The 14,140-nt window shown below is 68.2% G+C and carries 17 protein-coding genes; 9 read left to right on the forward strand and 8 right to left on the reverse strand.

Annotated features, from left to right (window positions below; genetic code table 11):
* Nucleotides 1-370 precede the first annotated feature (370 nt).
* Nucleotides 371-655 carry a hypothetical protein gene (locus HDA40_RS13110; RefSeq protein WP_253755411.1) on the forward strand — a complete coding sequence of 95 codons (285 nt, stop codon included), beginning with the start codon at nucleotides 371-373 and terminating at the stop codon, nucleotides 653-655.
* On the forward strand, nucleotides 633-872 hold the full coding sequence (locus HDA40_RS13115; protein WP_253755413.1) for a hypothetical protein: 240 nt from the start codon (nucleotides 633-635) through the stop codon (nucleotides 870-872). Before HDA40_RS13110 ends, HDA40_RS13115 begins: the two co-directional genes overlap by 23 nt.
* Nucleotides 873-890: 18 nt before the next feature.
* On the opposite strand, the gene HDA40_RS13120 is transcribed toward HDA40_RS13115, so the two are convergent.
* Nucleotides 891-3,758 (reverse strand): BTAD domain-containing putative transcriptional regulator, encoded by a 2,868-nt coding sequence (locus HDA40_RS13120; RefSeq protein ID WP_253755415.1) that lies wholly within the window; start codon nucleotides 3,756-3,758, stop codon nucleotides 891-893.
* Nucleotides 3,759-3,835: 77 nt separating this feature from the next.
* Between HDA40_RS13120 and HDA40_RS13125 the strand changes: the two genes are divergently transcribed.
* Nucleotides 3,836-4,108: a hypothetical protein gene (locus HDA40_RS13125; RefSeq protein ID WP_253755417.1), complete on the forward strand. Its 273-nt coding sequence runs from the start codon at nucleotides 3,836-3,838 to the stop codon at nucleotides 4,106-4,108.
* 563 nt (nucleotides 4,109-4,671) lie between these two features.
* Here HDA40_RS13125 and HDA40_RS13130 read toward each other — a convergent pair.
* The 4 genes from HDA40_RS13130 to HDA40_RS13145 form a co-directional block, all read right to left on the reverse strand.
* A complete protein-coding gene (locus HDA40_RS13130; RefSeq protein ID WP_253755419.1) occupies nucleotides 4,672-5,100 on the reverse strand; it encodes a S26 family signal peptidase in 429 nt (142 codons plus the stop codon).
* Nucleotides 5,097-6,938: an ABC transporter ATP-binding protein gene (locus HDA40_RS13135; protein ID WP_253755421.1), complete on the reverse strand. Its 1,842-nt coding sequence runs from the start codon at nucleotides 6,936-6,938 to the stop codon at nucleotides 5,097-5,099. Before HDA40_RS13135 ends, HDA40_RS13130 begins: the two co-directional genes overlap by 4 nt.
* Before the next feature lie 6 nt (nucleotides 6,939-6,944).
* Nucleotides 6,945-7,463, reverse strand: a complete 519-nt coding sequence (locus tag HDA40_RS13140) for a thioredoxin domain-containing protein (protein WP_253755423.1) — start codon at nucleotides 7,461-7,463, stop codon at nucleotides 6,945-6,947.
* A gap of 71 nt (nucleotides 7,464-7,534) precedes the next feature.
* Entirely contained in the window at nucleotides 7,535-7,693 is a 159-nt protein-coding gene (locus HDA40_RS13145) for a hypothetical protein (RefSeq protein WP_253755425.1), read from the reverse strand.
* A gap of 277 nt (nucleotides 7,694-7,970) precedes the next feature.
* Between HDA40_RS13145 and HDA40_RS13150 the strand changes: the two genes are divergently transcribed.
* On the forward strand, nucleotides 7,971-8,432 hold the full coding sequence (locus HDA40_RS13150) for a hypothetical protein (RefSeq protein ID WP_253755427.1): 462 nt from the start codon (nucleotides 7,971-7,973) through the stop codon (nucleotides 8,430-8,432).
* Between the two features lie 572 nt (nucleotides 8,433-9,004).
* On the opposite strand, the gene HDA40_RS13155 is transcribed toward HDA40_RS13150, so the two are convergent.
* Entirely contained in the window at nucleotides 9,005-9,397 is a 393-nt protein-coding gene (locus HDA40_RS13155) for a hypothetical protein (RefSeq protein ID WP_253755429.1), read from the reverse strand.
* Nucleotides 9,398-9,903: 506 nt separating this feature from the next.
* Between HDA40_RS13155 and HDA40_RS13160 the strand changes: the two genes are divergently transcribed.
* The 4 genes from HDA40_RS13160 to HDA40_RS13175 all read left to right on the forward strand — a co-directional run bounded on the left by HDA40_RS13160 (nucleotide 9,904) and on the right by HDA40_RS13175 (nucleotide 11,543).
* Nucleotides 9,904-10,299, forward strand: a complete 396-nt coding sequence (locus HDA40_RS13160; protein WP_253755431.1) for a hypothetical protein — start codon at nucleotides 9,904-9,906, stop codon at nucleotides 10,297-10,299.
* 299 nt (nucleotides 10,300-10,598) lie between these two features.
* Nucleotides 10,599-10,910 carry an integrase gene (locus tag HDA40_RS13165; protein ID WP_253755433.1) on the forward strand — a complete coding sequence of 104 codons (312 nt, stop codon included), beginning with the start codon at nucleotides 10,599-10,601 and terminating at the stop codon, nucleotides 10,908-10,910.
* Nucleotides 10,900-11,223, forward strand: a complete 324-nt coding sequence (locus tag HDA40_RS13170) for a hypothetical protein (protein ID WP_253755435.1) — start codon at nucleotides 10,900-10,902, stop codon at nucleotides 11,221-11,223. Before HDA40_RS13165 ends, HDA40_RS13170 begins: the two co-directional genes overlap by 11 nt.
* Nucleotides 11,220-11,543 (forward strand): HEAT repeat domain-containing protein, encoded by a 324-nt coding sequence (locus tag HDA40_RS13175; protein WP_253755437.1) that lies wholly within the window; start codon nucleotides 11,220-11,222, stop codon nucleotides 11,541-11,543. The genes HDA40_RS13170 and HDA40_RS13175 overlap by 4 nt, the downstream gene beginning before the upstream one ends.
* A 186-nt stretch (nucleotides 11,544-11,729) precedes the next feature.
* Here the strand turns inward: HDA40_RS13175 and HDA40_RS13180 are convergent, their stop codons facing one another.
* Together HDA40_RS13180 and HDA40_RS13185 are read right to left on the reverse strand one after the other, a co-directional pair.
* Complete coding sequence (locus HDA40_RS13180) at nucleotides 11,730-12,485, reverse strand: HEAT repeat domain-containing protein (protein WP_253755439.1); 756 nt, start codon at nucleotides 12,483-12,485, stop codon at nucleotides 11,730-11,732.
* A 467-nt stretch (nucleotides 12,486-12,952) separates the two neighbouring features.
* Nucleotides 12,953-13,372, reverse strand: coding sequence for a winged helix-turn-helix transcriptional regulator (locus tag HDA40_RS13185; protein ID WP_253755441.1), 420 nt, complete (start codon nucleotides 13,370-13,372; stop codon nucleotides 12,953-12,955).
* A 110-nt stretch (nucleotides 13,373-13,482) separates the two neighbouring features.
* Here HDA40_RS13185 and HDA40_RS13190 point away from each other — a divergent pair, with 110 nt between their 5' ends.
* Nucleotides 13,483-14,139: an NADPH-dependent F420 reductase gene (locus HDA40_RS13190; RefSeq protein WP_253755443.1), complete on the forward strand. Its 657-nt coding sequence runs from the start codon at nucleotides 13,483-13,485 to the stop codon at nucleotides 14,137-14,139.
* Nucleotide 14,140: the final 1 nt, after the last annotated feature.

Raw genomic sequence — 14,140 nt, forward strand, 5'->3', positions numbered from 1 at the left:
ATAGCAGGTCAGAAGCCATCTGAAGGAGTTACTTCAGATGGCTTCGTCGATTTCTTGGAGCTAATCGGCTCCAAATGTAATGATCAGCATCCGCTCCGCCCGTTACGGCGGATCACCAGAACGATCCGCTGTCGTCCCAGCGGCGCTGCAACGCGATCATCGGCGGTGGGCGCATCTCCGGTGTGACACGGTCGTAGACCCCATCTATACCGGGATCTTTCAACGGCGACGGCAAGGATGACGTGGCGTCCTTCTACGACCTCACCAATGCGCAGACGAAGCTGTACGTGATGATCTCCACCGGTACGTCGTTCGCGCCACCCGTGATCTGGTGGGACTCCGGTGCGGGCACAACGTTGCCTGGCCTCTCATGCGAGCCGTGGCCGGTGACTTCAACCATGACGGCAAGGACGACATCGGTGTGCTGTACGACTACACCGATTGCCACGCCGGGATGTTCCGGTTCCTGTCCACTGGATCGGGCCTGGTCGGCTGGCCGGCCCGCACCTGGTTCGTCACCAGCGCGTACGCCTGGTGCGCGGCGAACACGACGGCCGTCCTGCCCCTGACATCAACGGCGACGGCTATGGCGACATCACCGCCATGTACAACTACGGCGGGGGGTCTGGAAGGTGTTCACCTGGTTCGGACCTGACCTCGCCAACGGCGCCACCCAGCTCAGGGCGGTCACCGGCGACTTCAACGGCGACGGCCGGACCGATCTCGCCCACTTCTACAACTCCGGCGCCAATCGAACTACCCTGTGGATCCTCTACTCCACGGGCTCCGCGTTGACCGGCGAGAACCTTCGCTGGGACGCGTACAACGCCGCCGGCGGTCTGGTCTGGGGGCCAATCCGAGTCGTGCAGTGAGTCCGCGCTGCGGCCGCCTCAGTCCTTGAGGCGGCCGCGGACCGCGTCGGCATCGGCATGCCCCAACTGATCAAGGATCGCCACCGCGGCTTCCCATGCCGCCCGGGACTCGCCTGACTGACCGGCGGCAGCGTACGCATCACCGAGGTGGGTCAGCGAATCAGCCTCGTTGAACAAGTCGTGCGACCGCCGGAACAGGTTCACCGCCGTGGTGAGGCACTCGATGGCTTCGGTGTGCTCGCCCAGGTGCAGATGGGCGTAGCCCAAGCTGTCCCAGATGGCGGCCGATCCGGCGGTGTCGTCGAGCGCCTGCGTCAGCTCCAACGCCTGTCCACAGTGGTCCAAGGCGCGCCGGTAGTCGCCGAGCTGCGCGTACCCCCAGCCGATGGCGTTGAGGATTCGCGCCTCGCCCACGCGGTGCCCTGCGCGGCGATACCGCTCCAGCGCCGTGAACCGGTCTCGTTGCGCAGCGCGATGCCGGCCTTGCAGATGCAGCATCCACGAGCGGCCCATCGATGTGTGGGCGCCGCCGAGCAGGTCGCCCTGCCGACCGTACATCACTAGCGCAGCTTCGTAATGACCGCCCGCGTCCGCATACTGGCCCATTTGGGTGTAACCGCGGCCCAGCAGCCGGTGCGCGTATGCCTCGCCGACCGGATCGCCTCCGCGCTTCGCCGCGGCCAGTGCGATCAGCTCCACCGCGATCCAGTCGCGCCAATGCCCTTGATTGTCGAGATAGTCCAGCAGCGTCCACGCCAGCTGCCAGGCTCGCGCGTCTTCACCCGCGGCCCACGCCCGCTCGACCGCCGCCACCAGGACCGCGTGCTCCGCGGCGAACCACGCCATCGCCTGCTCCGCGTCGCTGAAAGTGAGCACCGGCACACCTGCCACCACGGGCACCGGCACGATGGGCTCGCGGTGCGGATCCACGAGCATGGCCGCGCGCATCGCCGTGGCCCGATAATGATCGAGTACGCGCACCGAGGCGATCTGCTTCTCGTCTTCGGCCAGCAACTCCGACGCGTACGCGCGCAGCAGATCGTGCATGGTGAACCGGCCGGGCAGGTGCTCGACGACCAGATGGGCCCGGACGAGTTCACCGAGCGCGGCGCGGGCGCGGGCGGCTGGCCAGGCCGCGAGGCTGGCCGCCGCCGGAGTTGCGAAGTCAGCGCCGGGCAGGGCGTCGCACAGCGTGAACAGGGTGGCCGCGTCACTTCCGAGGGCCCGTAAGGACCAGGAGAACACCGATCGGACGTCACCCAGGTCGCCTAAGCCGCCGCCGTCCGGCCGAAGATCGGCCGCGATCTGGTCGAGGGGAAACGCCGGGTACAGTGCGGCCCGGGCGGCGACCACGGCCAGCGCGAGCGGCAGCCGGGCACACTGCGTGGCGATGCGTTCGGCCACACCTGGCACGGCATAGGCCCGGTGCCGACCGATCCGGCCGGCAAGGAGCCGGACGGCGTCGTCGGCGGGGAGCAGGTCGAGCATGACCGGCTCGGCTCCTTCCGCAGCGACCAGGCCACGAAGCTGGTCGCGGCTGGTGATCACAACGCGGCAGCCAGGTGTCCCGGGAAGCATCGGCCGCACCTGTTCGGCGTCCCGCGCGTTGTCGAGCACGATCAGGACTCGTTGGCCGGCGAGCAGACTGCGGTAGAGCCCGACCTGCGCCTCGAAGGCGACGGGAACGCGTGCGGCCGGCACTCCCAGCGCATCGAGGAAGGCCCTTAGCACCGTGCCGGGATGGGCTACCGCTCCGGCGGGGCCGAAACCGTGCAAGTCGGCGAACAGCTGACCGTCCGGGAAGCGATCTCGTACGCCGTGCGCCCACCGGAGGGCCAGCATCGTCTTGCCGACTCCGGCGGTGCCGGTGATGACGCAGACGGCCGCACCGGAATGATCCAGCTGCCGCAGGGCGTCGGACCGGCCGACGAAACCCGGGGCCGGCGCGGGCAGTTGCGCCGGGCGTACCCACGCTTCGTGCTCCGTTCCGGCCACCTGCCGGTACGCCACCGTGAGCTCGTCACCGGGTGTGACACCCAGTTCGTCGGCCAGCCGCTCGCTGATGTCGGCGTGTGCTTTGAGGGCGGCGGCACGGTCACCGCTGCGCGCCAGCAGCGTCACCAGCCGGGCGTGCAGCGGCTCGTGCAGCGGCTCCGACGCGGACAGCGTCCGCAGCAGGTCGACGGCCGCGTCGCCGCGATCGGCGTACGCGATCGCCGCCTGCAGCCGGCGTCGGCCCAGCGCCAGGGCCGCGGGGTGCGTCCGCAACCGGTCGGGTGCGTCGGCGAGCACCGGACCGCGCCAGCATTTCAGCGCCTCTTCCAGCCGTCCCGCTTCCAGGAGCGCCGCGAATTCGCCGGCGTCCACTTCACCGGCCTCCAATCGCAGCTGGTACCCGTGCCGTGCCTTGTACAGCCGTGGCTTCTCCGGGGCGTCGAGTATTCGCCGCAATCGGCTGACAGCGCTTTGCACCTGTCCGACTGCGCTCCGCGGTGGATTCGCGCCCCACAGCACGTCCACGATTTCGTCGCGGCCGACCACCTCGCCGGCTTGCACCGCGAGCAAGCCCAGGAGTGTCTGCTGAAAGGGCGGGCCGGGTGGGACGGGCGATCCACCGATCCGGATGATCAGCGGTCCCAGAACGCCGAGGTGCACCCCCGACCGGCCCCGGCGCAACAGCTCCGTCACTTCCAGCGTCGACAGCCCGAGGCAGGCCGCCAGCCGCGACATCGACTCCGGACGCGGGGTCGCGACCCGGCCGTTCTCCAGATCGCGGACCGCCCGCACGCTCAAGCCGGCTCGCTCGGCGAGCTGCTGCTGCGTCAGGTTCGCCCGCCGGCGGTGCTCGCGCAAGAGCGCACCCAGCAGCTGCGCCCGTGCCTCCACAGCGGAGCCTTTCCTGCTCGACGAGATGGATCCGGGGCCGAAGCGCCGGCACCGATACGACGCTGTGGCGGTCGTCGGTGGTCTACGGCAACGTTCTCCATCGTAGCCGTCGATCCCTGCGACGGCACGTCGATCTCCTGTGGACATCGGCCCCGCCGGAGTCGGCGAAAACGCCCTGGCCGCGGCCGTCGTGCAGGGCCAAGCAGCCTGAAGCGGAAGACAAGCTCGCCGCGATCCAGAAGAAGAACGACGACCTGTTGGCCGCGAAGATCTCACCCGCCGGGCATTCGGCGCTCGCACAAGGGCTGAGCATGCTCGCGGTGGCGATCGCCGGCATGCCGACCACCTGACGGCGCGGCTGCTCAGGCGGCCGCGCCGACTGCAGTTCCAAAGGCCCGGTCGACGGCCTGCGGACCGTGCCAACATCCTGCGGCCGACCCAGAACGCGCTGCGCACCTTGGAATGGGTGACCCGTCGCGAGAACCTGTGCATCTGCGGCCCATGAGCAACGCGGCCGACGTGACCGGCGACGGCGTACCCAGCTCGTGGGGCTCCGGCGACCGGGCGTGGGCGATGATGAAGATCATCTGCAACGAAAGCAGCTTCGACGTCTCCGCCGTCAACGGCTCCTCCTACGGCCTCGGCCAGATGGGCCGCACCCAGATCGCCGACGCGAACGTGTCGTTCGACTGCTACTGGAACGCCGAACGCACCTGCGCCGCTTCTACCAGTGCCTGGCCGCCCTCCGATACGCCAACCAGCGGTACGGCACGCTGCTCGCCGCCTGGGACTTCTGGAAGGACCATCACTGGTGGTGAGCTGGGGCTCGTCCGGACCGGGTGTCCAGGAAGCACGATCCCGCCTACCGGTGGAGCGCTGCCGGTTCGAGCCTCCGCGTACGCGCGCCGGAGCCTCATCCCCCCGAGGGTAGCCGCCGGATCATCACGCCGAGGACGCGGTCGCGGCGGACGAGTCCGAAGTAGCGGGAGTCCGTGCTGACCGGCCGGTTGTCGCCGAGGACCACGTAGCAGCCGGCCGGTACGCGGCGGTCGCCGAGCCCGTGCACGTCGGGCCGGGCCCAGTCGGCGGGAAGGTGCTGCCCCGCGACGGCCACCACGCGTTTGAGGAGCAGGGCGGGGTCGGCGGGCAGCCGCATGAGGACGACGTCGCCGCGGCGGGGCCGGCGCGTACGCCGGATGAGGACCCGCTCGCCCGGGCGGAGGGTCGGCTCCATGCTCGCACCATCCACAGTGGCCAGGATGAGCAGCAGCCGGGCCCCGAGGGCGAGGCCGCCCAGCGACGCCACGGCGAGCAGCAGGACCACGATCGCGGGCGTCGTCACGGTACCGCCTGGTATCCGGCCGCCTGCAGGCGGAAGAGCCGGGCGTAGGTGCCGTCCGCCGCGAGCAGGGCGTCGTGCGGGCCGTGTTCGGCGATGCGGCCGTCGGCCAGGACGGCGACGAGGTCGGCGTCCCGCACCGCGCTCAGCCGGTGGGAGATCAGCAGGCTGGTGCGGCCCTCCCGATGCTCCCGGATGCGTTCGTGCACCTCGTGCTCAGCCTCCGGGTCGAGGCCGGAGCTCGGCTCGTCGAGGATCATCAGGTCGCGGCCCGCGCGGACGAGCGACCGGGCGAGCGCCAGCCGCTGCCACTGGCCGCCGGACAGGACCACCCCGGTCTCGGCGTCGGGGCCGTCGTCCCCGTTGTCCATGCCGAGGATGAACGTACGCGTCAACGGCGTGTCGTAGCCGTACGGCAAAGCGGCCAGCCGCTCGTGGACGCCCGCCCGTTCGGCCGCGCCGACGAGCCGGGGGCGGTCCGCCAGTGCCGTCAGGTCGCCGAGGCCGATGTTCTCGGCAGCGGTCATGTCGTAGTTCATGTGCTCCTGGAAGACCGCGCTGATCCGCTCCCGCAGCGACGCCGGCGACAGGTCCCGGAGGTCGACACCGTCCCAGAGGATCTGCCCGCGGGTCGGGTCGTACATCCGGCACAGGAGCTTCACGAGGGTGGTCTTGCCGGCCCCGTTGAGCCCGACGAGCGCCACCGCGTACCCGTGCGGGATCGTGAGATCGACGCCCCGCAGGATCCAGGGGTGGTCGTCGCTGTAGCGGAACCAGACGTCGCGCAGCACGATCCCGTGGCGCAGCGCGGGCGCCGGGCGGTCGGCGACCGTGGGCAGGTCGGGCTCGGCCCGTAGCACCGCGACGTAGTGCGTGAACGCCAGCAGGCGCGCCTGGCCGCCGGTCACGGCGGCCGTGAGCCCGGACAGCGCGGCCTGCACGCCGATGATCGCCGCCACGAACATCGACACGTCGCCGACCGTCAGCCCGCCGCCACGCGCGGTGGTGACGGCCCACCACAGCCCGTACCCGGCGACGCCCGCGCTCGCCGCCTTGAGCGCGCCCTGTACCACGGCCTGCCGCGCGTCCACCCGCCGCCGGGCGGCATCGGCCCGTTCCCGCTCCCCCATCATCCGGGTACGCAGGAAGCCGCCGATCCCGAACAGCCGGATCTCCATCGCGGCGTCGACCCCGGTCAGCAGATGGCCGTAGAAGAACTCGCGGCGGTGGAAGCGCTCGACGTGCCACTCCGTCGCCGAGCGCCGCCGGGCGAGGCTGAACTCGGCCAGCAGCACCGGTACCGCCGTGCCCAGCACGACGACCGTCAGCAGCGGGCTGAGGAGCAGCAGCGACCCGAGGAAGCCGGTCAGCCCGAGGACCCCGCTGACCAGGCTCCCCGCCCCGTCGACCAGCTCGGGCAGCCGCCGGGCGCTGTCCTGGGCCAGCCGCAGCCGGTCCTGGTACGCGGGGTCCTCGAACCGGCGCAGCCCCGCCTGCCGGCCCAGCGCCGCGAACAGCCGATCGGTGGCGCCCCGGCTCGCAGACCGGCCCACCTGTTCGCGGGCGAACCGGGCGGCGACCGGCAGCAGGGCGGTGGCGAGCCCGGCGGCGACCAGCCCGGCGGCCGGAGCCGCCACAGCTGCCCCCGTTGTCGCCAGCCGGTCGAGCACCGCCTTCGTCAGCCAGGCGGTCAACACCGGCACGACCGCGACGGCCGTCGTCATCGCGAGGAAGGCCGACAGCCGCACCGGCCCGCACCGCCACAGCAACGCCGCCGCCTCAGCCGCGGCCTCGCGTACCTGCCGGGCGCTGATCCGCCGGCGCGGGCGGGTCGTCGCCACCTCCGGTCAGCTCCCGCTCAACGCCGGCCGGCGGGGCAGATCCGCCAGCCGGGCCCCCGCCGCGACGACGTACCGGCCCGACACGACATACAGCGAGGGCGTCCAGGTGTTGCGGAACGCCTTCGCGACCGGTCCGCCGGGCAGGTCAGCCTTCACCACCCGGGCAACCTCGGCGAGCGCGTCCACCGTCTCCGGGTCGTCACCCGCAACGACCGCGAGGACGTTGCGCCGCCCCTGCTCCCGCGCGTACGCGACGAAGTCCGGCAGCAGCTCGTGGCAGGCCGAACAGCCGGCCGAGAAGAACGCCACCGTCCCCGTCAGCGTCTCCTCGGTGATCGGCTCACCGTCGACCGTGGTGACCTCGAAGGCATCGACGGCCGACCCCGGGCGCAGACCCGACGACGAGTGGCCGGCGACCTTCGCCTCGGCCTCGGCCCGCAGCCGACGCAGGATTCCCGCCGTCAGCAGCAGATTGAACACACCGAGCAGACCCAGCGCCACCAGAGCGGCGATGACGACCTGCATGGGCTCCTCCTTCGACAACGTGTACGCCGGGCGGCGGTACGAAGCGCCGCCCGGCTCATCGGTCCGGCTCGTCAGCAGCCGTAGCGGACGAAGCTGTAGGAGCAGCCGCTGTCCGGGCAGCAGTACCGCCAGAACGTGATACCGCCGAGGCAGACGTCCGCGCCGCTGCACGCGGACGCGGTCGTCGTGCGGACGACCTTCGAGATCAGGCGGTCGACGATGCGCATCATGGCCTTTTCCTTCCCGTTGTGGACCTGGCCTCCGCCGCGGACCGGGATGTCCGGCGCCGTCGGCGGAACTGCCCCCGAAACCTAGAGGCCGCCACCGAACGATCTCCTCATCGCGCCGCCGGCCGCCCTGAGCACGGACGGGATTTATGAACCGGCAGTTACGACCGGCAGTTGCGGTACGCTCCCGGCACATCTCACGGGGAGGTCTGCCCGGAATAGCCAGCCCCGTGGCGACCTCGTGCAGTTTCGAGTCGCGAATCGCAAGCACTGATCCCTTGTGGAAGTCAGTGAGGAAAAGCGTTTCGCCGTTCACAAGGATGTCATTGATATCGATCACAGCGCCGGGCTGACCTACATCCTCCAGTTGCGATGGGACGTCCAGAGGGAACTTCAGGAGTCGACGCGGTCCCGAGCCGGCGGCGACGTAGACCGTGTCCTCGGTCGCAGCGAGCGCCACGACGAAGTCGTGGACGTCAGCGAGCTGTATCTGATCGCCGTCAGGGTTGACTTGCCATATCTCGCCGGTATGTGTGCCGAGGACAAGCGTGGTTCCAGCCCAAGTCATAGAGGAACTCACAGAGGGCTCGGGAAGTTCAATCAGACTGCTTCGGCGGTACTCGTCCTCAGCAGGCAGCAGAAAGACGCCGCGACGGTCTGTGACGCGCGCGGCGAGGTCGCCGTTCGCCGCGGTGGCGATCGTGTCGGTCCCGCCGAAGATCGGTGGCTGCAACGGCACTGAGGTCAGGATTACGTACTTTCCGTTCTTGACGGACCAGAGTCCTCCTTGACGTGTGCTGACCACGAGTTCGTCACCGATGCATGCGAAGCTCGATCTTCTGTATGGGGGACCTCGAGATTCATCGGCTCGCACGATGCACCTAGAGCCATGGCGTCGACTGGTGAGGACTTCGCGGGCGCAGCGCGCGTCAGGCGAATCGGGCCGCAGCCAGACTGGCGGACATCGAGGGCAAGCGCCGGGGTGGCCCGACGGAGTCTCACCTCCGGGCTCCCACGGAACGGAGCGTGACAGTCTCGCTGGACGCACGACTTCGCGGCATTGCATGATCATCATCTGCGAGTCCGGGGTGGCCGTGTCAACGGCGATCTATGAAAGTGCCGCAGCGCTGGCGCTTACCCGCGAGATCGCGCTAGAGCTGTGCGGAGGACTGCCGAGCAGGCGGGGACCCAGGTACTGGAGGCCACCGAGTTCGAGCTCGCCCTGGCACTTGAGGTCCCCGAATTAGTCTGACCGCTTCGTGCGCGCATGGCCCCGATCCACTGTGGAATCGGGGCCATGCGGTTGCGTCGCGACTAGGAGCAGGCCCCAACCGCGGCGCCGAACAACGCACCGAACACGTCTTCGGCGTGCTCGAGTCCCTTTCCGTTGGCCAGGTTGGGGTTCGCGCTGCCCTCACCGATCGTCTTGTCCGAGCGAACCGTCAGGGACGCCGGACCACCGTGGGAAAGCCAGTACGCGACGAAGCATGCCTGGTCGGTGCCGGGCGGTGCGAACATGAAGATGTCCTCGGGCGTCAAGGTGGTCCACCGCCCTGAATTCAGCGCCATCGCATTGCCCTGGTCCGACCGGTTGGCGATGAAGCACTCGTGGGCCGATGCCGCATTGCCGAAGAGAAGGGCTCCCGCCGCCACCCCGGCGATGATGATGCCGATGCGTTTGAAGATCACGTACTCCTCCGATTCCATCCGAGACTGCCGGACGGAGGGGAGACGTGCCGGCACTGCACATCTGTGACGTCACTGACCCTATGAGCGGTATGGCCGGTTTATCGCCACCTTGGGGAATCCCAGATGTCGCCTTGCCGACAGTTCAGGTGGTTTGAAGCCCAGCGGCCAGACGGATGCACGCTTCACCCGGACATCCGGGCTGGACAAGTACTCTTGGGGTACTGCGCGTTTCGTCGGCGTAGCGGGCGAGCACATAGGCTGCGCGGTCGCGGCCCACGGGATGAAGATCATCGCGCGCTCGCTGGTCTCGACCCACGCAGGCCGAATGGGTGGGCCGTAACACCTGACCTGCGATATCGGCTTGTGTGGGGCTACCGGTTGGCCGAAACTCGGCCCGTGACCTTCAAAGCAGCAAATGTCGTGCGCCACCGCTACAACACTGCGGTATGGCCCGCTGGAGGAGTGCCGATCTCGGACAGTCAACACGCCGAGCCCGTAACGCCGCTCATGACCCAGATACCCACATGATCCACGATCGGGCGATCCTCGACGGCCTGCCACGCCTGCACGACGTACGTATGCTGTGGTTCAACGACTGGTACGACGGACCCGTCGATGGCCTCGCCGAATACGCAGGCCGCGAGTACTGGTTTGCCGACATCGACGACTTCCAGGGCACCTGGCCGCAACGCCGCTACGTCCTACACCCGATCAGCACAGAACAAGCTGCCACCGAGTGGGCGCTGCATCGCGAATGCCAGGCCCGTACGGGCCTGGCCGGCTGCTGTCACGAACCCGCCTGCCCCGTGCCCCTCGACGGTGCCGGTGATCTGGAGGGCTGGTGGCGCGATCACCCCGAGCCGCACAGTCCGGACTACGTTGCAACCCCTCCGATCGGCTGGTTCACCACACCCGAGTAAGAGTCGCTCGGCAGGCAGCTTCTGCGCTGCGCGATCTGAACGTCACCAACTCAACGATTCATGCCAATAGCACCTGCGTTCGGCGCCGTGGGCGCTCGCTCAGGGATGTCATCCGGCAGGTTTCGCAGGTAAATGCCTTGGCAGCTCGCGGCAAAGCCGAAAAGATGCAGCGTGAGGTGAGCCCACGTGCGAACGCGGATGCGGCAGATAAGAATCGGCGCCCGGATCTTCGTGTGGCGCGCGGACATCCGGCACACACAGAGCAGCGCCGATTGCCACCGGTGCATTCGGCTCCGGGTATGGGAGCGGGAAAGACGAGCCAAGCACTTCAGGCGGATCTGCTATCGATCGCCTGGCCAGCACCGTGGGAGGCGTGCGCCACCGACGGCGCGTATCCGACGCCGACCGACGTACGAGCCGTCATCAACCATGCCCTGAAGCACGGATGGCAGCCCGAAAAGCGCGGCGGAACGTTCATGCTGTCCGAACGCCAACACACCGCCGGGTTCACGTTGCCCGATTTCCTTCTGACCGACCGGGTACGGACGCCCGAGAGTGCCGACCCGACAGTCCGGGTGATCCGCGCCTCCAAACTTCGCCATGAACGATGACCGCCTCCACGCATCCGCAGATCCGGACATTGAGCAGTCTCATCCCACGCGAAGATCAGTATCCACAACTGATGTTCGTACCGTCGATGAGCTCCTGGAGGCGCTGCACGCCGGCGTCGCCGGGAAGCTGGACGTGTCGTCGTTGACCGACGCCATCGAGGCGCTTGTCGAAGCGCAGCCAGAGGACAGCAGAGAGGCCATTTACGCGTACACCGGTGATGAGGGATTGCGCCTTGGGCGATCGGCCTCCTCGGCGATCCGCGCGACTTCCCCGTTCTCGTGGCCGGCCTGGCCAATCCCGAGCTACGGATGACGGCACTGGAGGCCCTGGCCAACCAACCAGATGCCGCTCGGGTTGACGAGAAAGCTCGGTCGCTCCTTGATGATCCTGATCCGATGGTTCGTTCCCGGGCTGTCAGCGTGGTCGCCTTCTGGGCTCGGCCTGGGGCGCTCGTCACGCTGTCACCACTGGCTCAAGATTCGGTTCCTCATGTGCGGATGATCCTTGGCTGGTGCCTCGGTGGTCTTCGCGACCAAGCGGCCGAACCCATCCTGCGGGGGCTGCTCGCCGACCCCGACGAGCAGGTGCGTGCGTTCGCCGCCCGCGGCCTCGGACGGCTCAATCGCCAGTAGCCGGATGGTCAAGTCGGCACGTCTGGTACGCCTCAACGGGTTGCCGACGGGATCTGCGGCAAGCTCACGCCTCGACGGGAGGTGTCGGGGTTCCCCGGTGTATCCCACCTATCTGGCGGCACCGCTCCTGACCGCGCTGCAGGCGGACACGACCTGGCCATAGGTAGGCCGCTCACCCTGAGCAGATCACAGATCCGATTGGTCGATCCACTCCAGGGTCGCGTAGACGTTGTCACCAATCCGCGTAAAGGCCAACTCCAACACGGCGGCGTCGCGTGCGCTGGCCACCAAGTCCGGCCACCCTAAGCTCCGGTCATGACACCAGCCAGACGATTCGTGCCCGGATCCGAAGATCCCCCGGTCTGTAACCGTCCACAGCATGAAGATCCCCCGGTCTGTAACCGTCCACAGCATGAGGTAGAGCACCACCTGGTTACATGCGGCGAGCTCGTCGATCACTTCAGCCAACCTGGCCGATGGCCACACTCGATCCAGGATGCCTACCGATTGGCACAGGGACCCAGTCAAGGGTGGAAGCACCTCCTGCCGGCCGCCCAGCCTCGTCAAGGACCGGCGCAAAGCCACCGCCTCAGTAAAGTCCGGATCGTCACCGCTCGCCCGGAATCGGTTGTAGGCGTCCTGTAAAGCCGCGACCGTTTCCTGCGAACCGATGTCGACGAGTGCCCACGCCGCCCACTCACGCACCGTGGAGCTCTCACTTGACAGCAACTCGGTCAGAACACCCGCTGCCCGAACGTCGCCGAAATACTCGAAGACCTCGATCGCCGACAGCTGACCGTAGAACTCCGACTCGGGCAGCGCGTCAATAAGCGGATCGATCACATCAAGACCGATGGCCATCAGACCGTGCTTCGCGCCCTCGGCGACGTCCGTCGAGTCATCGTCAAGCTGTCCGATCAGCTCCAGGATCCGATCCACCATGACCGCCGATTGTGCACCTCACCAGCGAGGTCAACCAGCGAGTTCCGACCGAGTCCGCCTTTCACGCAGCTTTCGCTCCTATTTGGTTCAGTCTCGACGGGCCCCTCCTCTTAGTGGTCAGGGCCCTCAATCGCGGTGATCCGGCCAGGATCCCGGCGAGTTGTCCGAGCTCGTGCCACGACGCCGCAGACCAGACTCGTCACCAGGGCCGACAGCCACCTGCGAAGTGAAAGCCGCGATCCTCCTTCTCGGCTCCTCCGCCATAGCCGTCCACGGTGACCGGTAAACCGCCTACCAGATGAGAGCCACCCAAAGCTGCGGTGGGCAGCCGAAATGAAAGCGTTCCGCCGGTCGCCTCGACCCAGCCTGACTGTGGTCGTAGCACGAGTAGATAGAAGCCGAAGCGTGTCCCGGTCGAGGTAGAGGGCCTGGCGTGTTCGGCGGCCATCACTGTGGTCGCTGCTGAATCACACCGGTGCGTTGGATGCCTTCACCGGTGACGCCGAGCTGATGGGTTGGGGTGGACGTCTGCGCGCCTCGAACCGCTCCTGGGCGTCAACGACTGCGTCCGCGTACCTGGTGGCCCAGGCGCCCATCATCTGCATCGGCTCCAGCAGCGCGTCGCCCGCTTCCGTAAGCGCGTAGTCCACGCGGGGCGGCGTTTCCCGGTATGGCCGGCGTTCCACCAAGCCGTTGTACTCCAATCGGCGCAGCGCCTCGTTGAGCGCCTTGGGGCTGATCCCGCCGATCCGGGCGAGGAGCACCGCCGGCCTTGTGGGACCGTACGCACCGATCGTGAACACGACGACGCTGTCCCAGCGGTTGGCGAGGACCTCGAACGCCACGCGGGCGCGGCAATCGGAGGTGTAGACAGCGGCGTCACTCATGCGTCAATCCTGCCCGATGTATCGCACACCATTCGGTTTGCATCGGCCTGTCTAACGTCCTGCAGGGTGGTCGGCATCGAGCCGCCCCATAACGGAACGGAGCAGAACAGGTGAAGATCGGCATACTTGGGACGGGCGGCATGGCGGCGACGCTCGGCGGCGCATGGACCGCGGCGGGCCACAGCGTGGTGATCGGCGGGCGCAGTCAGGAACGTGCGGAACGGACCGCCGGACGAATCGGTGCCGCTGGGCACGGCACCCTCGCGGATGCCGCGGGTCACGGCGACGCCATCCTCGTGGCTGTGCCTGCGATAGATGCGCCTCAACTGGTGGGCAGCCTTGCCGGTAGCCTCGCTGGGCGGACGGTCATCGACTGCACCAACCCCATCGTGCCGACCGGCGACGGACTCATGCTCAACACCGGTAGCGCCACGTCTGTGGCACACCAACTCGCAACGGCCGCACCTGACGCGTGCGTGGTCAAGGCATTCAATCTCTGCCACGTGAGTATCTGGACCCTGCGTCCGCCAAGGTTCGAGGATCTACCGCTGGCGGTGCCCTACTGCTCCGATCACCCCACAGCAGCCGCAGCGACGCAGACGCTGATCAGCTCGATCGGCTGCACGCCGGCACCGTGCGGCGGGCTGGCGCGGGCGGCGTATCTCGAGGCGACAGCGGCACTAGCGATCGGGCTGTGGTGGGCGGGCGGACAGCCGCGCGCTGCGTTCCCATCCCTGGCCGAGGTGCCGCAATCCCTGAACGATTGAC

Source organism: Hamadaea flava, from assembly GCF_024172085.1.
GTDB lineage: Bacteria > Actinomycetota > Actinomycetes > Mycobacteriales > Micromonosporaceae > Hamadaea > Hamadaea flava.

Coding starts and splice junctions, on each gene's coding strand:
- HDA40_RS13155 (WP_253755429.1), bottom strand. CDS start 9,397: ATGGAATCGGAGGAGTACGTGATCTTCAAACGCATCGGCATCATCATC.
- HDA40_RS13180 (WP_253755439.1), bottom strand. CDS start 12,485: ATGGTGGATCGGATCCTGGAGCTGATCGGACAGCTTGACGATGACTCG.
- HDA40_RS13145 (WP_253755425.1), bottom strand. CDS start 7,693: ATGATGCGCATCGTCGACCGCCTGATCTCGAAGGTCGTCCGCACGACG.
- HDA40_RS13170 (WP_253755435.1), top strand. CDS start 10,900: ATGAACGATGACCGCCTCCACGCATCCGCAGATCCGGACATTGAGCAG.
- HDA40_RS13140 (WP_253755423.1), bottom strand. CDS start 7,463: ATGCAGGTCGTCATCGCCGCTCTGGTGGCGCTGGGTCTGCTCGGTGTG.
- HDA40_RS13165 (WP_253755433.1), top strand. CDS start 10,599: ATGGGAGCGGGAAAGACGAGCCAAGCACTTCAGGCGGATCTGCTATCG.
- HDA40_RS13110 (WP_253755411.1), top strand. CDS start 371: ATGCGAGCCGTGGCCGGTGACTTCAACCATGACGGCAAGGACGACATC.
- HDA40_RS13185 (WP_253755441.1), bottom strand. CDS start 13,372: ATGAGTGACGCCGCTGTCTACACCTCCGATTGCCGCGCCCGCGTGGCG.
- HDA40_RS13160 (WP_253755431.1), top strand. CDS start 9,904: ATGATCCACGATCGGGCGATCCTCGACGGCCTGCCACGCCTGCACGAC.
- HDA40_RS13175 (WP_253755437.1), top strand. CDS start 11,220: ATGACGGCACTGGAGGCCCTGGCCAACCAACCAGATGCCGCTCGGGTT.